A 19974-nucleotide genomic window follows, 5' to 3' on the forward strand; every position below is an offset into this window, starting at 1 on the left:
ACGTACTGGATCGCCGGCTTGTCCACCACCGGGAGCATCTCCTTGGGAGTCGCCTTGGTGGCGGGCAGGAACCGGGTGCCGAGGCCCGCGGCCGGAATGACCGCTTTCGAGATCCGTGACGTCATGGTGGTGCGTTCCCCCGTTGCGTGTGATGCGTGATGCGTGATGCGTCGTGCGTCGTGCGTGTGGTCGGTCGGCCGCTGGTCAGGCGCCGACGAGGTCGGCCTCGCCCGCGGTGTCGCCCGCCGCCGCGCCGGCCCGGTCGGTGGCCTGCGTGGGACGGGGCGCCGGGGTCCGCTCGGCGAGCGGCAGGACGTCCGGTGTCGCCTCCTGGTTCAGGAAGATCCGGCGCACGACGCGCTCCGCCGCGTGACCGTCGTCGTACTGGACGAAGCGCTCACGGAACGCCTGGCGCAGGGCCGCGGCCCGCTCGCCGTTCCAGGCGCCGCTGCGGAACACCTCGATCAGCTCGTCCTCGGAGGTCGCGGTCGCGCCGGGGGTCTGGCCGGGCTCCTGCGACAGGAGGTCGAAGTACACGCCGCGCGCCTTGCTGTAGACCTCCCAGTCGTCCACGTAGGAGACGATCGGCCGGTCGAGGCAGGCGTAGTCGAACATGATCGACGAGTAGTCCGTGATCAGCACGTCGGAGGCCAGGCACAGGTCCTCGACGACCGGGTAGCGGGAGACGTCCTTGATCAGGCCGCGCTCCTGGAGGGCGGCGAGCTGCGGGTCGGCGCCGTAGAAGTAGTGCGCGCGCACCAGGACGACGTGGTCCGGGCCGAGCTCACGGCACAGCCGCTCCAGGTCCAGTCGGGGGATGAAGCCCTTCTGGTAGTCGCGGACCGTGGGGCAGTACAGGATCGCGGTCTGCCCGTCCTGGATGCCCAGTTCGGCCCGGACGCGGGCGACGTCGGCCGAAGTGGCCTGGAAGTAGACGTCGTTGCGCGGGTAGCCCGAGTCGATGTTCTCGAAGGCGCAGGGGTAGACGCGCTCCCAGATCTCCGTCGAGTGCTGGTTCGAGGAGAGGCTGAAGTCCCACTTGTCGACGCGCTCGAGCATCTGGTGGAAGCTCATGTTCTTCGCGGCGGCCGGGAAGCGCTGCTGGTCGATGCCCATCTGCTTGAGCGGCGTGCCGTGGTGCGTCTGCAGATGGACCTGGCCGGGGCGCTTGACGATCTCGTTGGGGAAGTTGACGTTGTTGACGAGGTACTTGGCGCGGGCCATGACCTCCCAGTAGCGCGGGGAGCGGCTGACGACGTAGTCGACGCCCGTCGGCACGTTCCCCTCGTCGCCCGCGCGCACCACCCACACGCCGTGGATGTGCGGGGCCAGCTCCTTGGCCTTGTGGTAGATCGCCGCGGGGTTGCAGGCCACGCCGCGGTTCCAGTACGCGCTGTAGACCGCCAGGTTCTCGTCGAGCGGGCGGCGCTGGTACATGCGGTACAGCTGGTCGTACGCCTTGCGGCCCAGCGCGTTCTTGGTCTTCAGCGCGCGCTTGCGCAGCTTCGACTTGGTCGCGCCGGCCAGCTCGAAGGCCTGGTACGCCGGGTAGGAGCCGCGCTCCAGGAGCTCGAAGCGGACGCCGGTCATGCCCTCGGGGCGGGTGAAGCCGGCCGGCTTGAAGCGGCGGTACTGCTGGGCGGAGCGCTTGAAGAAGGAGGCGCGGTCCGACGGCACGATGCGGTCGGGGCGGACCAGGGTGAACAGGAAGTGGCTCGCCATGCGCTCGAACAGCAGGGCCCGTACGGGCTCCAGGTGCGGGCGCTCGTCGAGGAACGCGAACAGCCGGGCGTACTGCTCGAAGATGCCGAAGTGCTTGCGGCCGGGGGTGCGCATCGAGTTGCCCTGGCGGCGCTGGCGGTACTCCACACAGACGTGCTCGAGGCAGGCGATGCGCTCCGCGGTCAGCATGGTCTTGTAGACCATGAGCGCGTCCTCGTAGATGCCGTCGGTGAACGTGAACTCGTTGCCGACGTAGAACTCGCGGCGGTACACCCTGTTCCACACCACGGCGAACATCGTGAGGTACTCGGGGCGCTCCAGCGCCGTGAAGACGTCGTGACCCGCGGCGGCGAGCATCTCGCCGGCGGCGCTGGCCTGCACCCGGTTCGTCCAGTACGTGCGGACGTGGTTGAGGAGCAGGATGTCCGGGTCCGCGGTGAGGTCGAGACGGTCGGCGACGGCCTGCAGGGCGCCCTCGGCCAGGGTGTCGTCGCTGTCCAGGAAGAAGATGTAGTCGCCTCGCGCCCGCAGGGCGCCGAGGTCGCGGGCCTTGCCGATGCCCTGGTTCTCGGTCAGGTGGACCGGTACGACGCGCTCGTCGCGGGCGGCGTACTCGTCCAGGATCCGGCCGCACGCGTCGGGGGAGGCGTCGTCGATCGCGACGATCTCGAAGTCCGTGAAGGACTGCTCGAGGATCGAGTCCAGGCAGGCACGCAGATATCCCTGAACCCGGTAGACCGGCACAACAAGGCTTATTCGAGGGGCAGTCGTGTTCTCGGCGTGGCTCATCTGGCTTCCCTGGTCGTGGGGTCCCGGTGTCCGCCCAGCACACGGCTCTGTGAGGGATGTGGAGAGCGCGGGTGAATATTACATGAGGGTCCGACATCTACTGTTTCGGGCGTATATCAGACCAAACACCCTTACGTTTCCCATCCGCTTGTGCTAGACCCGTGGCGGGTCGGCGCGGTTGCGGATCGCGCGCGAAGTGTGACCCACGACACATTGCCCCCTGGGGGCTCTAGCGCGGCGCCTGCCAGATCACCGGGGACGCCACCGCGCCCTCCTCCGCCGCCCCGTCGTCCGTCACCGTCAGACGCACCCCCGGGCGGCCGTCGGGCAGCGTGGCCCGCGCGTCGACCGTGACGTCGATCCGGGAGACACCGGGGCGCCGCGAGGCCGTGGCCAGCGCACGGCGCAGCGCCGCGAGGAGATGGCCCTGGGCCTGGCCCGGCACCGCCGACTCGACCGCCCCGGTGAAGTGGACCGACGGGCTGAAGCCGAGGACCGCCGCCGCGCCCGCTGTCTCGCGCAGCACCTTGCCGCGGAACGTCGACGGGGCGTCCGACGGCGGCTGCTGCAACGCGAAGATCGTCGTACGGACCTCCTGGACCGTCGACTCCAGCTCGTCCACGGCCTGCGCCAGCATCGTGCGCACCTCCGCCGCCTGCGCCCGGCGCGCCGCCGTCTCCAGCATCATCCCCGTCGCGAACAACCGCTGGATCACGAGATCGTGCAGGTCACGGGCGATCCGGTCCCGGTCTTCGAACACGGCGAGCCGCTCCCGGCCCGCCTGGGCGTCCGCGAGGACCAGCGCGAGCGCCGCCTGCGAGGCGAACTGGGTCGCCAGCCGGTGGTCCACCGACGTGTAGGGGCGGGCGCCGGGGGAGCGGGGCAGGGCCAGCGTGCCGATCAGCTTCCCCGCCGCCTGCAACGGCAGCATCATGCTCGGCCCGAACAGACTCCGTACGTGCGTCGTCATCCGCGGGTCGCTCGCCGAGTCGTCGATGAACACCGGCTCACCGGCCAGGAGTTGCGCGAGCACCGCGGTGCCCGGCCGGATCGTGGCGCCGAGCAGCAGAGCCGGGTCGTCCGTCGTGGCCGCCGCGACGATCTCCATGCCGCCCTCCTCGGTCGGCTGGAGCACGACCCCGGCCGCCGCGTCCGCGAGCAGCCGCGCCTGCTCGGCGACCGTCGTCAGCGCGTCCCCGGGGGCGCCGGTGAGCAGCGCCGTAGTCACCGCCGCCGCGCCCTCGATCCAGCGCTCGCGTTGCCGCGCGCTCTCGTACAGGCGGGCGTTGCCCAGCGCGATGCCCGCCTGGCCGGCCAGGACCCGCAGCACCTCGAGGTCGGCGCCGGTGAAGCCCTCGGGCGTGTGCCGCCCGGTCAGCCGCAGCCGGCCGCACACCGCGCCCTGCACCAGGACCGGCACCGCGAGCAGCCCGGGCTCGTGCAGCACCGTGTCGTACGGCTCGTCGGGCGGCAGCTCGGGCCGGGCGCCCTCGCTGGTCACGACCTCGACCAGCCGGCCGTACTCGGGGTCGAGGACGCCGAGCACCCCGTGCCGGGCACCGGTCAGGGCGGTCGCGCTGTCCACCAGCTGCCGCAGCGTGGCCCGCGGTTCGAGGTCGGTGCCGATGGTCAGGACCGCTTTCAGGAGGACGGACAGGCCGGACGGGGTGTCGGGCTCCGGCCCGCTCGGGCTCATCGTGAGAGTCGCTCCGCACACCGGTCAGTCGGCCAGCGGGTCCAGGACCAGCGGCTGGATCTTGCCCTCCATCATCGCGCCGAGCCCCTGCACCGCGCACACGTCGGGCCGCTCGGCGATGTGCACCGGCATGCCCGTGGCGTCCCGCAGCATCTGGTCCAGGCCCGGCAGCAGTGCCGAACCGCCGACCATCATGATCCCGCGGTCCGCGAGGTCGGCCACGAGGTCCGGCGGGCACTCGCGCAGCACCTTGCCGATGCCGTCCAGGACCGCCGTCAGCGGGGTGTGGATGGCGCGCCGCACCGCCGAGGTGTCGACGTGCACCGAGCGGGCCAGACCCGTCGCCACGTCCCGGCCGTGGATCTCGGTCTGCTCGGGGCCGCTGGGCGTGAGCCCGTTGCCGCTCAGCGCGAGCTGCAGGGGGCGGACGGACTGCGAGGGCAGCATCAGCTCGTGGTGCTGGCGCAGGTGCTGCACCACGGCGTGGTCGATGGCGTCGCCGCCGACCGGGATCCGCTCGGCCGTCACGATCGCGCCGAGCGACAGCACGGCGATCTGCGTCGTCGCCGCCCCGCACACCATGATCATGGTGGCCTCGGGCTGCTCGACGGGCAGGCCGCAGCCGACGGCCGCCGCGATCAGCGTGTCGACCAGCTCGACGCGTCTCGCGCCGAGCCCGACCAGGGTCTCCACGGCGGCCCGCTGGGCGAGCGGATCGGCGTCGTGCGGGGTGCAGGCCGCCGCCCGCAGCCGGGGCTTGCGGCGCAGGGCGCGGCGCAGCTTCTCGCCCAGCAGGTGACGCAGCATCCGCTGCGCCATCTCGATGTCGACGACGGTGCCGCCGGAGACGGGACGCACGACCCGGATGTAGTCGGGGGTCCGCCCGGTCATCTTCTCGGCGAACTCCCCGACCGCGATCAGGGCGCCGGTACGGGTGTTGACAGCGGCCGCGCTCGGCTCGTCGACGACGAGACCCGCGCCCTTGACGTACACGCGGGTGCGGGCGGCGCCCAGGTCGACGGCGAAGTGGCAGCGGCGCAGCTGCTCCAGACTGACGGTCATGGCAGTTCCTCCCGAGAGCGCAGACCGTGGGCGGGCCGTCGGAATGCGGCCCTCTGGAAATCGTGCGTCCGGGGCGGGCATCGCGCGCGCTGGAGTGGGCCGGGTGGGGCTGGGCTCAATGGGGGTTGCGTGTGCGCACGATGTGGGTCAGCCGGGCCAGGTCCCGGAAGACGTGGCGGGCGCCGGCACGCTCCAGTTCCTGCGCGGCCTGCGGGGACGCCGCGTAGCCGATGAACAGCAGGCTGAGCTGCCGGGCCGCCTCCAGCTCGGCGGGCCGGGAGCCGATCACCAGGCCGCGGGGCGTGGGCGAACCCGGCTGGTGCAGGGACCGCAGCAGCGCGTCCGGGTGCGGCAGCAGCGGGGACGGGCCCCCGTCCCGGCCCTGCGTCCCACGCCGTACGGGCAGGGAGCGGCCGTCCACGTACTCCCTGACGACCTGTGAGGACACGTCGGAGAAGACGGCCACGGGCAGCCCCGCCGCGTCGAGGGCGCGCACCAGGCCGTCGGCGCCCTCGACCCGGCGGGCGGTGCGCAGCGCACGGGACTCGATGCCGTCGAGCCGCTCGCGCAGAGGGCGGCTCAGGCGCGGGTGGCGGGCGAAGGCGCGCAGGACGTCGAGGGGGTGCGGCTCGGCGTCGCGGTGGAGGTCGAGCGGGGCGCCGCTCAGCGCCTCCTCGGGATCGCGCAGCTCCGTCACCAGCTCGGTCAGTTCCAGGGCGGCGCGACGGGCGTCCCCCGGGCGGGGGTACAGGTGCACGAGCAGGCCGTCGAAGCCGACGAGGGCGCACTCGGCGGAGTCGATCAGGCGGGTCACGTCGTCGCGCGGCGGCGGCGAGAGGGACGGCGGGCGGGGTGCCTCCTGAGGGGCCTGCGCGGGGCCCTGCGCGAGGCCCTGTGTCTGGGTCTCGGGGAGGAGCCAGCGCACGGTGTGGCCGGGGAGCGTGCGGGCGCGCCCCGGGTCGGCCGGGGAGACACCCAGTCGCAGATCGAGGGCCAGCAGGGGCCGCAGGTCCTCGGCCCGGGGGCGAGGGGTGGCGGCCTCGACGGGGTCGGTGACCTGCACGACGGCACGGGCGCCGGGCATCACCTCGTCCAGCGGGTACGTGTAGGCGCGCAGGTCGACCTCGTAGCACTCCAGGTACGTCTCGCCCGGGCCGGGCGGGTCGAGGGTCAGGCCGCCGTCCGGGCGGACGTAGACCAGGGTCGTGCCGGGGGAGGGAGGGACGCCTTCGGCCGGGAGGTCGAGGGGGCCGCGGACGAGGGACTCGGGGGGCGGGCCGACGGGTTCGTCCGGCGTGTCGGAGGCGGTCGCCGTGGCCGGACGGTTGATCAGGCGGAGCAGGGCGTCGGTGTCGTAGCGGTTCGAGAGGGCGGCGTGGGCCAGGGCGAGCGCGTCGGTGCGCAGGTCGGTGCCGGGCAGGACGGCGGCGTCGCTCGTGGCAGCGGCCAGCACGCGGCCGATGTTCTGGCGGAAGACGGGGTCGCTCATGGGCGGGCGCTCGATCAGGGAGTCGGCCACCTGGAAGAGCCGGTCGAGCCGGGCCGGTACGGAGTCCATCAGGGGGAGCCGGTCCGGGGGGACCAGCTCGTTGAGGCGGTCCGCCGCGTCCGGCCCCTCCGTGTAGCGGATCAGCTGGGCCAGGACCCGGAGTCCGTCCTCGTGCCCGAGGGCGGCGCGGGCCACTTCCTCCAGGGCGTGCCGACTGCTGCCGCCCAGATGGATCGTGCAGTCGAGCTGGGCGGCCAGGATCGAGGCGCACAGGGCGCGGTGGCCGCGGTGGCGCTGGACGGCGAGTCCTTGCAGGGCGGCGACGACGTCGGACACGTCGAGGCCCTGGTCGTCCGCCATGTCGAGGGCCTCCCCGGCGGCGCTCACGGCGTCCGGGGCATGGCGTCCGAGGGAGCCGATCAGGGCGCGCCGGCCCCGGGGCATCCCCAGGACGGAGGCGGCGATCTCCCGGGCCGGGGAGCGGGGGTCCAGCGTGGGTGCCCGGCCGCTGCGGCGCAGTTCCGCGTTGAGGTCCGCGACCAGCGCGGAGCGCGCCTGCTCCCGGTGGCGCAGCGATTCGTCGAGCACCCACGCCAGTTGGCGTTCCGCCGACGCGGACAGGCGCTGATGGATCCAGTGCGTGGGCGGTTCTCCTACGGGGCGCAGGCCGAGGGCGCGGGCCCGGTCCGGCGGGACGAGCCGGGCGGAGACCGCCACTTCCACCGGGGCGGGGGAGAATCCGGGAGTGACCTTGGGGATGCGGACGCCCTTCGGCCAGAACGTCACGGAGATGTCGCCCGGGAGCTGGAGGTCGGCGGCCGTCCCGGCGAGCCGGGTGACGACGGATTCGAGGAGCCGGTCCAGGGCCTCCGGCGTCGCGAGGAGCACCTCGAGCAGATGCGGCGAGGACGTGGCGACCGTGGCATCCGCCTCGGTGAGGTCGGCGCTCCTGGCCAGACGGTCGGCCAGTACGGAGAGTTGATTGCTCCGGCCGTCCGGGGCGCTGAACAGCACGGAGGCGTGGTTCGGCGCGCTCACGGCAGGCTCGGGCTCCGTCGGCGACTCGGTCGACGGGGCGAGCGCGCGCGGGGTTCGGGACTCCCGGTCCAGGTCCGCCCGCAGTGCGAGCAACGTCAGTCTCAGCTCCGTGAGTTCGGCGCGGGCGGCCTCCGCGCCGGGGCCCGGGACGCCGTCCAGTGGGGTGCCCTCGTACAGGTCGAGGGCGAGCTGGACCAGGGCGCGGGTGGAGGCGAGGGTCAGGGGTGTGCGGTTCGTGTAGGCGGTGTCCGCGGCCCGCGCCGCGTTCAGGAGCTCCGTCACGTCGACCCGGTCGGCGCTGGTGTGCACCGCGTACCCGTCGTCGACCTGCGCGATCAGCCCGGCTCCGGCCCCGCGCAGCCGGGACACACAGGCGGCTAGCGTCGCGCCCGGGTCTTCGGGGCGTTCCGCCTCGCCCCATACGGCGTCGGCCAGTTCGGCGCGGGTCAGCGGCCGGCCGGTGCGCAGGAGCAGGGCGCACAGGACGGCGGCGTCGGTGGGGGAGTAGAGGGGGATCTCGGGGGAGTCGTCGCCCAGGTCCGGGGTGATCGTGAGGGGGCCGAGGAGGCGGTAGGTGAGCGGGGGGCGGACGACGCAACCGGTGGCGAGGGCGGTCCTGGCGTGCCCGTCGGCGAGCCCGCGCAGGTTGTTCTCGGTCTGCACGAAGCCGCCCGACCGCAGGGTTTCGGTGAACTCGGGCGAGCAGCCCAACTGCGCCAACAGGTCCGCTAGTTGCTGGGTGTCACGGTCGAAGGCGCCCGCGTGGTCGACGCTCGCGGGCGTGAACTGTACGAGCTTGACGGTGCCGTCGGGCAGCAGCATGACCCGCGATCCGCGCACTGCGCCATGGGTGAACTCGGCGTGATGGATCGCCACCAGGGCGCCGGCCAGGCCCTCGGCCACACGGGTCAGCAGGGCGCTCGGCAGCCGCTCCGGGACCAGCGCCCCGAGCGCGATGCCCTCCAGGTGCTCCATCACCAGGTACGGCGTCGGAGCCTCGGCGTCCGCGTCGGACACGGCGACCACGTGCGGGTGCCGGAGCCGCAGCAGTTGCTCCGCCATGTGCCGGAACGCGGGCCGCCCCCGCGCGGGCAGCGACGGGTACAGCTTCACCGCGACGGTCGCCCCGGACGACGTGTCCTCGGCCCGCCACACCGAGCCGCCCGGCCGCAGCCGCCGCACGAGCCGGTAGCGCCCGCCGAGCAGCACACCCGGGGCGGGGATCACGGGCGCCGCGGAACCGCCCATGCGCTCCAGCGTCTCGGCGCTGACCTCCGCCACCGCCCCGCGCCCTTCCGGCTCCGCGCCCGGCGACGTCGTCACGGGCAGCTCCGGCGGAGCCGTGTCCACCAGCGCGTCGATCAACGCCCCGCGCTCCGCGAGGAGTTGCGTAGTGCGCCCGCGTTCGCTGCGCGGCAGGGAGCGCAGCAGCAGGTCCCGGACGCCGGGCCGGAACGCGTAGGAGCCGGGCGGGCCCGGGACCTCCACCAGCAGCCCGGAGACGATGATCTCGGCGAGGTGCGCCGGGCGCGGATCGCGTTCCAGGACCGAGTGGACGAGCCGCATCACGGGCAGATGCGGTACCCCGAGCGCCAGATGCCCGGCGAGCCGGAACGCCTCTGGCGAGGCGGAGCCCCGGAAGCCGAGCACCAGCCGCTCTGCGTCGGTCATCGGCGCCGGACCGTCGTCCGGGTCCGCCGCCCCGTGGAGGTCCGCCTCCGACGGGTCCGGGGCCGTCGCGCCCGCGGGCCCGGCGGGGGTCAGCCAGGCCGCGGCGCCCGGGACCCGCGCACCGCCCGGCGCGGCCGTCAGGCGGGCCCAGTGGGACAGCCAGCGGGGGTCCGCCTCCAGGACCGGGAGCGCGAGCGCGTCCGGGGCGTCCTCGGGGCGGGGCCAGGCGTCGGGGTCGTACGGGGTGAAACCCAGCGCGGACGCGGGGGCCGCCGGGTGCGGGGCGGTGAGACGGCCCGGGACGGCGGGCAGGGCGGTGCCGGGCCACAGGCGTTCGGGGAGCGGTTGCAGGACCGCGAGCGGGACGCGCCGGGCCAGGGCGTGCAGGGTGCGGTACCAGCGGGTGCCGGCCTCGCCGGTGTGCCACTGGGGTCCGGAGCAGTCGCTGAGGACCAGCACGACGGTCCGGCCGTCGGGCGGCACGACCAGACCGTGGATCCGGCCGTCCGGCGACGCCTCGTGGACGGCGATCGTGCGGAAGACGCCCGACTGCCCGAAGAGGCCGTGCAGTTCGCGCAGCAGCGGCCGCCAGACCGGCATGGTCGGCCCGCTGTCGTGGACCAGCACGAGCCGCAGCCAGCGCTCGGGCGCGGGGCGCAGCACGGGCAGCCAGGCGTCGGGCCCGCCGCCGAGCCGGGCGATGCGGTCGGCGGTGGCGTGCTCGTCGAGCTCCGGCGCGCCCGTCGGGGACGGCACCCGGCGCTTGAGCGGTCGCAGCGCGCGCTGCAGGGGCAGCGGGTGCCGCAGCATCGGCGGCGTGGGGGCCAGCGGCCCGGCCGGTCCCGCGGCCCGCTCCTCGGCCACATAGAGGGTGACCCGGGGCGGCTCCGCCGCGAGCGGCCGGGGCTCGGGCGGTGCGGGCGCGGGCGGTTCGACCGGGGCCGGCGGCGTGCGCGGTCCGGGCGCTGAGGGCGGCGGGTCCGTCGCCGCCGCCGTCGCGCCGCCGGACCCGGCACCGCCCGTCGTGCCCGAAGCACCCGCGTCACCCTCGTCGCCGACCCGCTCCGCACGGTCCAGCGCCCGGGCCAGCCACAGCAGTTCCGCCAGCTCGGTCGGGGTGGGGCGCTCGCCGTCCGCCGCCGCGGCCAGCGCCGCCGCGAGCCGGTCGAGGTCAGACGTCATCGTGGTCGGGCCGCGCGCCGAGGCCCGGCATGAGCTGCTGGGCGAGCTCCTCGCGGGACGCCGGGTCCAGGCCCGCCGCGCCGGTCAGATACAGCGCGTTGAGCAACTGGTCCGTGGCCAGCTCACCCGCGTCGGCCCGTCGCAGGAACCGGCCGATCAACTCCTCGCCGTACCCGTCGGTCCCGCCCAGATGCGCCTCGACGATCGAGGCCAGCTGCTCCCGGCCCGGGCGGCGCAGCCGCAGCCGGACGCAGCGGCGCAGGAACGCGGGCGGGAACTCCCGCTCCCCGTTGCTGGTCAGCACCACGAACGGGAACGCGCGGCAGCGCACCCGGCCGGCTGCGACCGGCACCGTCTCGTCCGTCCCGTCGGCCCGCACCCGCGCCTCGGTGCCCGCGCGCAGCAGCTCGGGGATCTCGTACTGGCCCTCCTCCAGCACGTTCAACAGGTCGTTCGGCAGGTCGAGGTCTCCCTTGTCGATCTCGTCGACGAGCAGCGCGCGCGGTCGCTCGTGCGGAAGGAGCGCGGTGCCGAGGGGGCCGAGCCGCAGATGGTCGGCGACGTCCGGCACGCCCTCCGTTCCCTGGGCCGGAGGCCGCCGCTCGCCGCGGGCCGCGTACAGGCGGGAGAGCGGGTCGTAGCGGTACAGGCCGTCCGCGAGCGTCGAGCGGCTCGTCACGTTCCAGCGCAGGACCGGGCCGAGCCGCAGCTCGCGGGCGACGGCGTAGGCGAGGGAGGACTTGCCGGTGCCGGGCGGCCCGGTGACCAGGAGCGGGCGGCGCAGGTACAGCGCCGCGTTCACCAGGTCCACGCTCTCCGGCGTGGGCCGGTAGGTGTGGGCGCGGTGCAGCCGGTCGGGCGAGACGGCCGCCGTGTCCGCGTCCTCGGCAGGCGGCGGCAGCACCGGGCCGCCGTCGAAGGCCCGCCAGGGCGGTGGCGCGGGCAGCCGGTCGATGCCGTCGTGCGGCGCGGACGCTCCCGTGTACACGGACCACTGCGGCATGTTCGGCTCGTCTCCGTACGTCGTTGCTTCATTACGTCGTCACATGGTCGGGGCAGGTCAGGCGACCGGGCAGTGGCGGTGCAGCGCCTCCCGGTCCGGGGCCGGGAAGCAGCGCGGGGAGTCCCACAGCAGCTGGATGTCGTGCGCCCAGTGCTGCTCCTGCGCGCTCGCCCGCTCCCGCAACGCCATGATGTGCTGCGGCAGTTCGTCGAGCGGCAGGCCGGACACGTACGTGCCGAGGGCGTCGAGGAACGTCGTGCCCGGGCAGGGCGTGCCGTCCTCGTGGCCGCCCGCGCAGCCGGAGCGCGGCCACAGCAGCACCGGGACCGGCTTGGCGAGCGCCGTGTCGAAGTGAGGTCGCGGCCCGGGACCCGGCGGCGCGGCGAACCCCACCACGTCGGCCCGGGCCAGATCCGACTGGCTGGGCGGCGGTCCGCCGGAGCAGTCGACGCGGTGCACCCCGGAGGCGGGCCGGTCCCCGCGCGCCCGCCAGCTCTTCGCCAGCCGGCGCCGCCGCCCGCCCTCGCGCCGGCTGTGCGCGGTGACGACCACCGGATAGGCGCAGCCCAGCGGTGTCGGGTCGCCGTCGCCCGCGGGCCAGCGGTCCACCGGCCAGTTGAGGAACGGCCGGGGCAGTTCGAAGGCCACCAACTCGTCCGTGTCATCAGGGAGATGGTCGATCGCGGTGTCGATGACGGACTCCACGTAGCCGGGCACCTCGGAGCTCGGCAGCGTGCGCGGCTCCTCGACCAGATGCGGATGGCCCTCGTGGTACGCGGACACGGTCACCCGCACCTCGTCCTCGCCGGCCCCGCTGTGCTCGACGGTGAACACCACCGGCGTCCAGGCCGCCTGCGCCGGCCGCGGCCGGTCCCGCGCGATCTCGCCCAGCAGTTCGTCGAGCCGGTCCGCGAACCGCTCGGCGACCTCCGGCTCCGGCGCGTTCAGCGCGTGCCACGCCGCCATCGGCAGGGAGCGCAGTTCGTGCGAGGGGACGGGCGGTGCCCAGGGGCCCGCGGCCTGCCGGTACAGCCGCTCGGGGCGGCAGTCGAGGCCGGTCCGCAGCGCCTTCTCCACCAGCGCGTTCAGCCGGGCCGGGCCCGGCAGGTGCAGGACGAGGTCCTCCCAGTACCGGACCATGACGGACAGCGGCATCATCCGGGCCGTCATCGTGCCCGAGCCGCCCGTCACACTCGTGACGATGCCGACGACCCGGTTCGTGCCCGCGACGGTGAGGGCGGCGCCGCTGAACCCGGAGCGCAGCGGCTGCCCGTGCGCGAGGTCCGCGACCAGCTCCACCCACTCGTCGCGCACCCGGGTCGGGCTCACGGTCCGGTACGCGGCCTGCGTGCCCTCGTCGAAACTCTTCGGGAAGCCGTACGCGTGCAGGATCGGAGCCCGGCCGTCGGCGCCCGCGTACGCCTCGCTCTCCGTGCCGAACCGGGCCGGTGCCACGCCGACCTCACGGGCCAGCTCCAGCACCGCCAGGTCACCCGGCGCGGTCGCGTCGCCGCGCCAGCCCGCGCCCACCAGGACCCGGGCCTCAACCGGCCGTTCGGCCCGGCCGTTGGGGAACGTCACCGTCAGGGGCGCGTCCTCTCCGGCGACGACGTGCGCGCAGGTCAGCACGGTGCGTCCGGCGATCAGGAAGCCGGACCCGAGAATCCGCCCGGCCCGCTCGATGCGGGCCTGCCACTGGCAGTCGTTCATCGGCCGGCCGTGTCCTCCTCCGCCGGGCCGGGTGCGGAGGACCAGCTGAGCTTGACCACCAGATGTCCTTCGGCGGCGCCCTTCGTGATGACGGCGCCGACCTCCGCCGACATCTTCACGCCGAACTCGATCTCCACCGCGTCCGGCTTCAGCGCGCCGTCCCGCAGCACCCGCAGCGCCGACTCGGCCGCCGAGCGGACCGCGCCGAGCGACTGCTCGAAGGTGCGGGACGCCCGTACCGCGTCGTTGTCCCGGTTCACATGCCGGGCGCCGTCCGGCTCCGCGTCCTCGCCGGCCGCCTCGAACAGCACCGGTGCGCCTTCGGTGACCTCGAACTCCACCAACCCGTCCACGAACTGTGGTCCCCCGCCCTGCCTGTGTGCTCGACGTGCCTCGTGCTCCCCGCCATTGTGCTGTTCCCTGGCGGGAAAACGCCAGGGCATCTTCCCGCCAGCCCCCGCCAACTCCCTTGGAACACAGGGACCGTGAGACTCGTCCCAGCACTCGCGCACCACCCCTTTCCGAGGCGTACGACGAGAGGCGACGACGATGACCAGAGGACCAGCCGCGAGACGTGGAGCGGCCCTGCTGTCGGCAGGGCTCACGCTCGCCCTGCTGCCGTTCGCGGGCGCGCACGCCGCACCGGACGACGGGGCCGGACCGCCCGGCCCGGAGCGGCGGACGACGAAGACCGCCCGCGCCACCCACACCGTGACCCTGGTGACCGGCGACAAGGTGACCGTCACCGACATCGGCGGCGGCAGGAAGACCGTCGACGTGAAGCGGCCCGCGGGCGCCGACGGCGCCGTGCGCACCCAGGTGAGCGACGGACGGATCACCGTCATCCCTCAGGAGGCCCAGCGGTATCTCGCCGCCGGGACCCTCGACCCCCGGCTCTTCGACGTCAGCGCCCTGGTCGAGCAGGGCCTCGCGGACGGCAAGGCGGAGGCGACCCCGCTGATCGTGACGTACAAGGGGAAGAGCGCGCGCTCCGCCGCCGTCACCCCCAGGGGCGCCGAGCGCACCCGGAAGCTGTCCAGTGTCGGTGGCGCCGCACTCGCCGCCGCCAAGGGCCGCACCTTCTGGAACGCGGCCACGGACAAGGGCGCGTTCGCCGACGGCATCGCGAAGGTGTGGCTGGACGGCCGGGTGAAGGCCGACATGGAGCAGTCCAACGCGCAGATCGGGACGCCGAAGGCCTGGGAGGCCGGGCTCACCGGCAAGGGCGTCAAGGTCGCCGTACTCGACACCGGGTACGACACCACGCACCCCGACCTCGCCTCGCGGGTCAGCGAGTCGAAGTCCTTCATCGCCGGGCAGGAGGTCGCCGACCGGGCCGGACACGGCACCCATGTCACTTCGACGGTCGGCGGCTCCGGCGCCGCGTCCGACGGCAAGGAAAAGGGCGTCGCCCCCGACGCCACGCTCGCCGTCGGCAAGGTCCTCAGCGACGAGGGCTACGGCACCGAGTCCGAGATCATCGCCGGCATGGAGTGGGCCGCCAAGGACATCAAGGCGAAGATCGTCTCCATGAGCCTCGGCTCCCAGGAGGGCAGCGACGGCACCGACCCGATGGCCGCCGCCGTCAACTCCCTCTCCGCCGAGACCGGCGCCCTGTTCGTCATCGCGGCCGGCAACTCCTACGGCCCCGGCACGATCGGTTCGCCCGGCACCGCCGACTCCGCCCTCACCGTCGGCGCCGTCGACGCCCAGGACCAGCGGGCCGGATTCTCCAGCCAGGGCCCGCGCCTGGGCGACAACGCCCTCAAGCCCGACGTGTCGGCCCCGGGCGTCGGCATCCTCGCCGCCCGTTCCTCGCTGGTCGAGGGCTCCGGTTCGTACACGACCATGAGCGGTACGTCGATGGCGACACCGCACGTCGCCGGTGTCGCCGCCCTCCTCGCCCAGGCTCACCCGGACTGGACGGGCGCCCAGCTCAAGAACGCGCTGATGTCGACCTCGAAGCAGCTCGACGACTCGTCGTACGCGGTCGGCGCGGGCCGGGTCTCGGTGCCCGACGCGATCGCCGCGAAGATCACCGCGACCGGCAGCGCCGACCTCGGCTTCTTCAAGTGGCCCTACGAGAGCAATGAGCCGGTCACCAAGACGGTCACGTACTCCAACTCCTCCGATCAGCCGGTGGAGTTGGGCCTCGCGACCGAGGGCGCGCCCGACGGCGTCGTCACGCTCGCCGACGACAAGCTGACCGTGCCCGCGCACGGCACCGCCGCCACCACCGTCACCGGCGACGGGAGCAAGGCCGCCGTCGGCACGGTGAGCGGGCGGATCGTGGCGAGTGCCGCCGGGACCCCCGTCGCGCACACCGCGTTCGGCCTGGTCAAGGAGGAGGAGCGGTACACGCTCACCGTCCATGTGAAGGACCGGGACGGGAAGCCGGCCCCCGCGAACCTCGTCTTCCAGGAGCTCGCCGAGCGCACCGACCCGGGCGTCGCCGCCGTCGGCGACTCCGGCACCGTCCGACTGCGCCTGAAGCCCGGCACGTACACCGCCGACACCTTCCTCGACGTGCGCGGCGCGAGCGGCCCCGACTCGCTCGGCCTCGCCTATCTCTCGAACCCGGAGATCACCCTCGACCGGGACCGCGAGATCACCCTCGACGGGCGCACCCTGCGCGAGGCCGGGCTCCGGCTGCCCAAGGACACCGACCCGCGCCAGCGCCTCATGGAGTACGACCGCAAGGCGAACGGCGCCGACGTCCTCGGCATCGTCCAGGTCCCGATCAAGTACGACTCGCTGTTCGTCGCGCCGACGAAGAAGGTCACCGGCGGCAGCTACGAGTACCGGACCGTCTGGCGCCAGGGGCAGCCGCGGGTCGCCGTCGACGGCATCGACGAGACGTACGAGCAGCCCGGGTCCACGCTGATCGAGGGCCGCAGCAGGATCGGCGTGATCGACGCCGGGAACGGCGCGCCCGGCGCCTACGCGGGCCAGGATGCCCGGGGCAAGGCCGTCCTCGTGCACGCCGACGGCACCCTCACCGAGGCACAGATCGCGCAGGCCGCCCAGGACGCGGGCGCCAAGGCCCTCTTCGTCACCGACGACGCGCCCGGCCGCCTCAACACCCTGTTCTACGACGACGACCACGACCGCCCGATCCAGATCGCGAGCGTCACTCAGGCCGACTTCGCCCGCCTCCAGGACCGCGCCCGCGACCACCGCACCCTCGACATGACCGGCACCGACGACGCCTCGTACGTGTACGACGTGTCGAAGGGCTTCGCGGGCGCCGTGCCCGACCGGAGCCTCACCTACGCGCCGGACACCGACGACCTCGCCACCGTCGACACCACCTACTACGGCGACCGCAAGACCGAGGGCGGCGAGTTCCGCTACTCCCTCACCGACACCTTCGAGATCGGCGTGGGCTTCCAGGAGCGTCACACCTTCCCCGGCAAGCGCACCGACTACGTGTCGATGGAGCCGGGCCAGAAGTGGCACGAGTCCGTCAACGCCGGTGTCCTGGAGGAGCGTTCGGGCCTGGTCGGCTACCGGACCGGCCGGCACACCGAGCTGAACTGGTTCCGGCCCGTCTGGCACCCGTGGCTCGGCACCGGGCTCGGCTGGGGCCAGCAGCGGCGCGGCGACCAGATCCAGTTCAACGTGCCCGGCTGGGGCGACTCGGGCCCCGACCACACCGGCTTCGGCGACCCGTACGACCCCGACAGCGGCATGAAGCAGTACACCGAGGTCTTCGCCGACGGCGTCAGCCAGGGCCGCCGGACCGGCTCCGCCGGATACGTGTGGCAGGCCGACCCCGCCGAGAAGACGTACAAGGTCGTCACCGACACGGCCCTCGACGCCGCCAAGTGGGGCGTCGGCGGCACGGGGCACACCGAGTGGACCGTCCGCTCGGCGCGGCCCGCGACCGACGAGCAGGTCTTCCTGCCGCTCATCAACCTCGGCTTCGACGTCGACACCGACCTCGCCGGAAAGGTCGCCGCGGGCAGCCGGCTGCCCGTCGGCCTGTACGCCGCGTACGTGAAGGGCGCCGTCGGCACCGGAACCCTCGGCGGCGGCAGGCTGGAGGTCTCCTACGACGACGGCAAGACCTGGCAGACGGTCGCCCTCGACGGCGGCGGCGCGTCCTGGACGGGCGAACTGCGGATCCCCGCGGGCGCGGCGTCCGTGTCGCTGCGCGCCTCGGCGAAGGACGACAAGGGGGCGAGCGTGATCCAGGAGATCGTCCGGGCGATCGGCGTGAAGTGACCTGCTGAGAGCGGGAGTCCAGGGCCGGGGCCCGGTGCGGAGCAGATCCGCGCCGGGCCCCGGCTGTTCCGTATGCCGATACGCATGTGACCGGCATGTGGACGTCTCTTGTGGTGGCGGCGTGTTCGCGGCAAGGATGCGTGCATGGCCCCTGTACTCGTCTCGCGTCGTCACGTGGATCTGCTGCGTGTCTCCACGATGCTCTGTCGGGCCACCTGTCTGCGCGCCCCGGCCGGCTGCTGAAGCAGCCCTGTAGGCGGCGTCGCCGGGCCTTCCCTCGCTGAAGGCCCCTTCTTCCTCCCTGTTCTCACCTGTCCGACGTGCCCTCGCGCGCCGCCCGCCCGTGCCCCGTGCCCGGGCCGTCCGGCGCCGCGTCCCGGCACGTCCTCCGCCATGAGCCCGAGGTGCCCCATGCCCGAAAACCACCCGCTGCTGCACTGGTTCCTGCCCACCGGAGGCGACGGGCGCGATCCCGGCGGCGTCACGTCCGTGCAGGGCAGGACCGGTGCCGCGACCCGGCGGCGGGCCGACATCGGCTACCTCGCGCAGGTGGCGCGCGCCGCCGAGCAGGCCGGGTTCACCTCCCTGCTCACCCCGGTCGGCCTCGGCTGTGTGGACCCGTGGATCCTCACCTCGGCACTCTCCCAGCACACCGAACGCATCGGCTTCCTGGTCGCCTTCCGGGCCGGCTTCAGCAGCCCCACCCTCCTCGCCCAACAGGCCGACGCCTTCCGCCGGTTCACCGGCGGACGCCTGCGCCTGAACGTCGTCACCGGCGGCGACTCCGTCGAACAGCGCTCCTACGGCGACCAGCTGGCGCACGACCAGCGATACGGCCGCACCGACGAGGTCATGGCCGTCCTCCGCGACCTCCTCGACGGCAAGCGCATCGACTTCCAGGGCCAGCACGTCCAGGTCGAAGGAGCGCAACTCACCGATCCCGCCGTCGAGTTCAAGGTCCCCCTGTACTTCGGCGGCGCCTCGGCCGCCGCCGAGGCCGTCGCCGCGCGCCGCGCCGACGTGCAGCTCCTGTGGGGCGAACCGCCGGCCGCCGTCGCCGAACGCGTCGGGCGCCTGCGCAGCCGCAACCCGTCCCTGCGCTTCGGCCTGCGCCTGCACGTCATCAGCCGCGACACCGCCGACGAGGCCTGGGCCGAGGCCGACCGGATCCTCGCCGGGATGGACCCCGAGGCGGTCCGCGCCAGCCAGGAGCGCTTCGCCCGCATGGACTCCACCGGACAGGCCCGGATGACGGCCCTGCACGGCGGCAGCACCGACGGCCTCACCGTCGCGCCCAACCTCTGGGCGGGCATCGGACTGGTCCGCGAGGGCGCCGGCACCGCCCTCGTCGGCAGCCACGACGAGGTGGCCCGACGCCTCCACGAGTACACCGAACTGGGCATCTCCGAGTTCATCCTCTCCGGCTACCCGCACCTGGAAGAGGCGTTCCGCGTGGGCGAAGAGGTCGCACCCCGGCTGCGGCGCCTGGTGGGTGCGGCGGCATGAGCACCGCACAGCTGAAGACCCGGGCCCCGGACACCGGGCCCGGGCCGCGACCGGCCGCCGCACGTGCCCCGCGCCCCGCACGGCCCGGCCGGGAGGCCGCACAGTGGCTGGCCCTGCGGCTGATCGCCCTGGCCGTCCTGCTCGCCGCCTGGCAGGCAGCCGTCGCCGCCGAACTGTGGCCCCGCGTGCTCGTCCCGTCCCCGGGAGACGTCTGGCACGCCCTCACCGTCGGCATGACCGACGGCTACAGCGGCCACCTGATCACCGAGCACCTCCTCGTCAGCCTGCGCCGCATCGGCATCGGCACCGGGTACGCCGCCCTCGTCGGCGTCCCGCTCGGACTCCTCATCGGAGCCGTCCGCCCCGTCGCCGTCGTCCTCGAACCCGCCGTCACCTTCCTGCGCACCCTGCCCCCGCTCGCCTACCTCTCCCTGCTCGTCATCTGGTTCGGCATCGACGAGTCACCCAAGATCTGGCTGCTCGTCGTCGCCGCACTGCCGCCCATCGCCGCCGCCACCGCGGCCGCCGTGCGCGACGTCCCCGGCGAACTCGTCGAGGCCGCCCGGGCGCTGGGCTCCCGGCCGCTGTCCCTGCTGCTCGCCGTGCGACTGCCCGCGGCGCTGCCCGAGATCCTCACCGGCGTCCGGATCGCCGTCGGCGTCGCCTACACCTCGGTCGTCGCCGCCGAGACCGTCAACGGCGTCCCCGGCATCGGCGGCATGATCCGCGACGCCCAGCGCTACAACCAGACGGCCGTCGTCATCGCGGGCATCCTCGCGATCGGCGTCTCCGGCATCGCGCTGGACGCCCTGCTCAAGGCCGTCGAGCGGATCGCCGTCCCCTGGCGCGGACGCGCCTGAACCCCCTCTGTCCCGCCTG

General features: G+C 74.0%; 11 protein-coding genes. 3 read left to right on the top strand and 8 right to left on the bottom strand.

What is annotated here, in order from left to right:
- The 8 genes from ACZ4E1_RS00005 to ACZ4E1_RS00040 all read right to left on the bottom strand — a co-directional run.
- Nucleotides 1–125 (bottom strand): sugar phosphate nucleotidyltransferase (locus ACZ4E1_RS00005; RefSeq protein WP_467535366.1); only part of this gene is annotated, 125 nt, incomplete at its 3' end.
- Between the two features lie 79 nt (nt 126–204).
- Nucleotides 205–2511, bottom strand: coding sequence for a bifunctional glycosyltransferase/CDP-glycerol:glycerophosphate glycerophosphotransferase (locus ACZ4E1_RS00010; protein ID WP_467534314.1), 2307 nt, complete (start codon nt 2509–2511; stop codon nt 205–207).
- 229 nt (nt 2512–2740) lie between these two features.
- A complete protein-coding gene (locus ACZ4E1_RS00015; RefSeq protein ID WP_467534316.1) occupies nt 2741–4207 on the bottom strand; it encodes a GAF domain-containing protein in 1467 nt (488 codons plus the stop codon).
- 24 nt (nt 4208–4231) lie between these two features.
- Complete coding sequence (gene mreB / locus ACZ4E1_RS00020; RefSeq protein ID WP_467534318.1) at nt 4232–5269, bottom strand: rod shape-determining protein MreB; 1038 nt, start codon at nt 5267–5269, stop codon at nt 4232–4234.
- 115 nt (nt 5270–5384) lie between these two features.
- Complete coding sequence (locus ACZ4E1_RS00025) at nt 5385–10649, bottom strand: SAV_2336 N-terminal domain-related protein (RefSeq protein WP_467534320.1); 5265 nt, start codon at nt 10647–10649, stop codon at nt 5385–5387.
- Nucleotides 10639–11652, bottom strand: coding sequence for an AAA family ATPase (locus tag ACZ4E1_RS00030; protein ID WP_467534322.1), 1014 nt, complete (start codon nt 11650–11652; stop codon nt 10639–10641). Before ACZ4E1_RS00030 ends, ACZ4E1_RS00025 begins: the two co-directional genes overlap by 11 nt.
- A 57-nt stretch (nt 11653–11709) precedes the next feature.
- Nucleotides 11710–13362, bottom strand: a complete 1653-nt coding sequence (locus tag ACZ4E1_RS00035; RefSeq protein WP_467534324.1) for a VMAP-C domain-containing protein — start codon at nt 13360–13362, stop codon at nt 11710–11712.
- Nucleotides 13359–13715, bottom strand: a complete 357-nt coding sequence (locus ACZ4E1_RS00040; protein WP_467534326.1) for a CU044_2847 family protein — start codon at nt 13713–13715, stop codon at nt 13359–13361. The genes ACZ4E1_RS00035 and ACZ4E1_RS00040 overlap by 4 nt, the downstream gene beginning before the upstream one ends.
- 196 nt (nt 13716–13911) lie before the next feature.
- On the opposite strand from ACZ4E1_RS00040, the gene ACZ4E1_RS00045 reads away from it, so the two are divergent.
- The 3 genes from ACZ4E1_RS00045 to ACZ4E1_RS00055 all read left to right on the top strand — a co-directional run bounded on the left by ACZ4E1_RS00045 (nt 13912) and on the right by ACZ4E1_RS00055 (nt 19955).
- Entirely contained in the window at nt 13912–17589 is a 3678-nt protein-coding gene (locus tag ACZ4E1_RS00045) for a S8 family serine peptidase (RefSeq protein ID WP_467534327.1), read from the top strand.
- A gap of 411 nt (nt 17590–18000) precedes the next feature.
- Nucleotides 18001–19095, top strand: a complete 1095-nt coding sequence (locus ACZ4E1_RS00050) for an LLM class flavin-dependent oxidoreductase (protein WP_467534328.1) — start codon at nt 18001–18003, stop codon at nt 19093–19095.
- On the top strand, nt 19092–19955 hold the full coding sequence (locus ACZ4E1_RS00055) for an ABC transporter permease (protein WP_467534329.1): 864 nt from the start codon (nt 19092–19094) through the stop codon (nt 19953–19955). Before ACZ4E1_RS00050 ends, ACZ4E1_RS00055 begins: the two co-directional genes overlap by 4 nt.
- The last annotated feature ends 19 nt before the right edge of the window (nt 19956–19974 follow it).

The sequence above is a fragment of the Streptomyces sp. NPDC025806 genome (assembly GCF_055558275.1).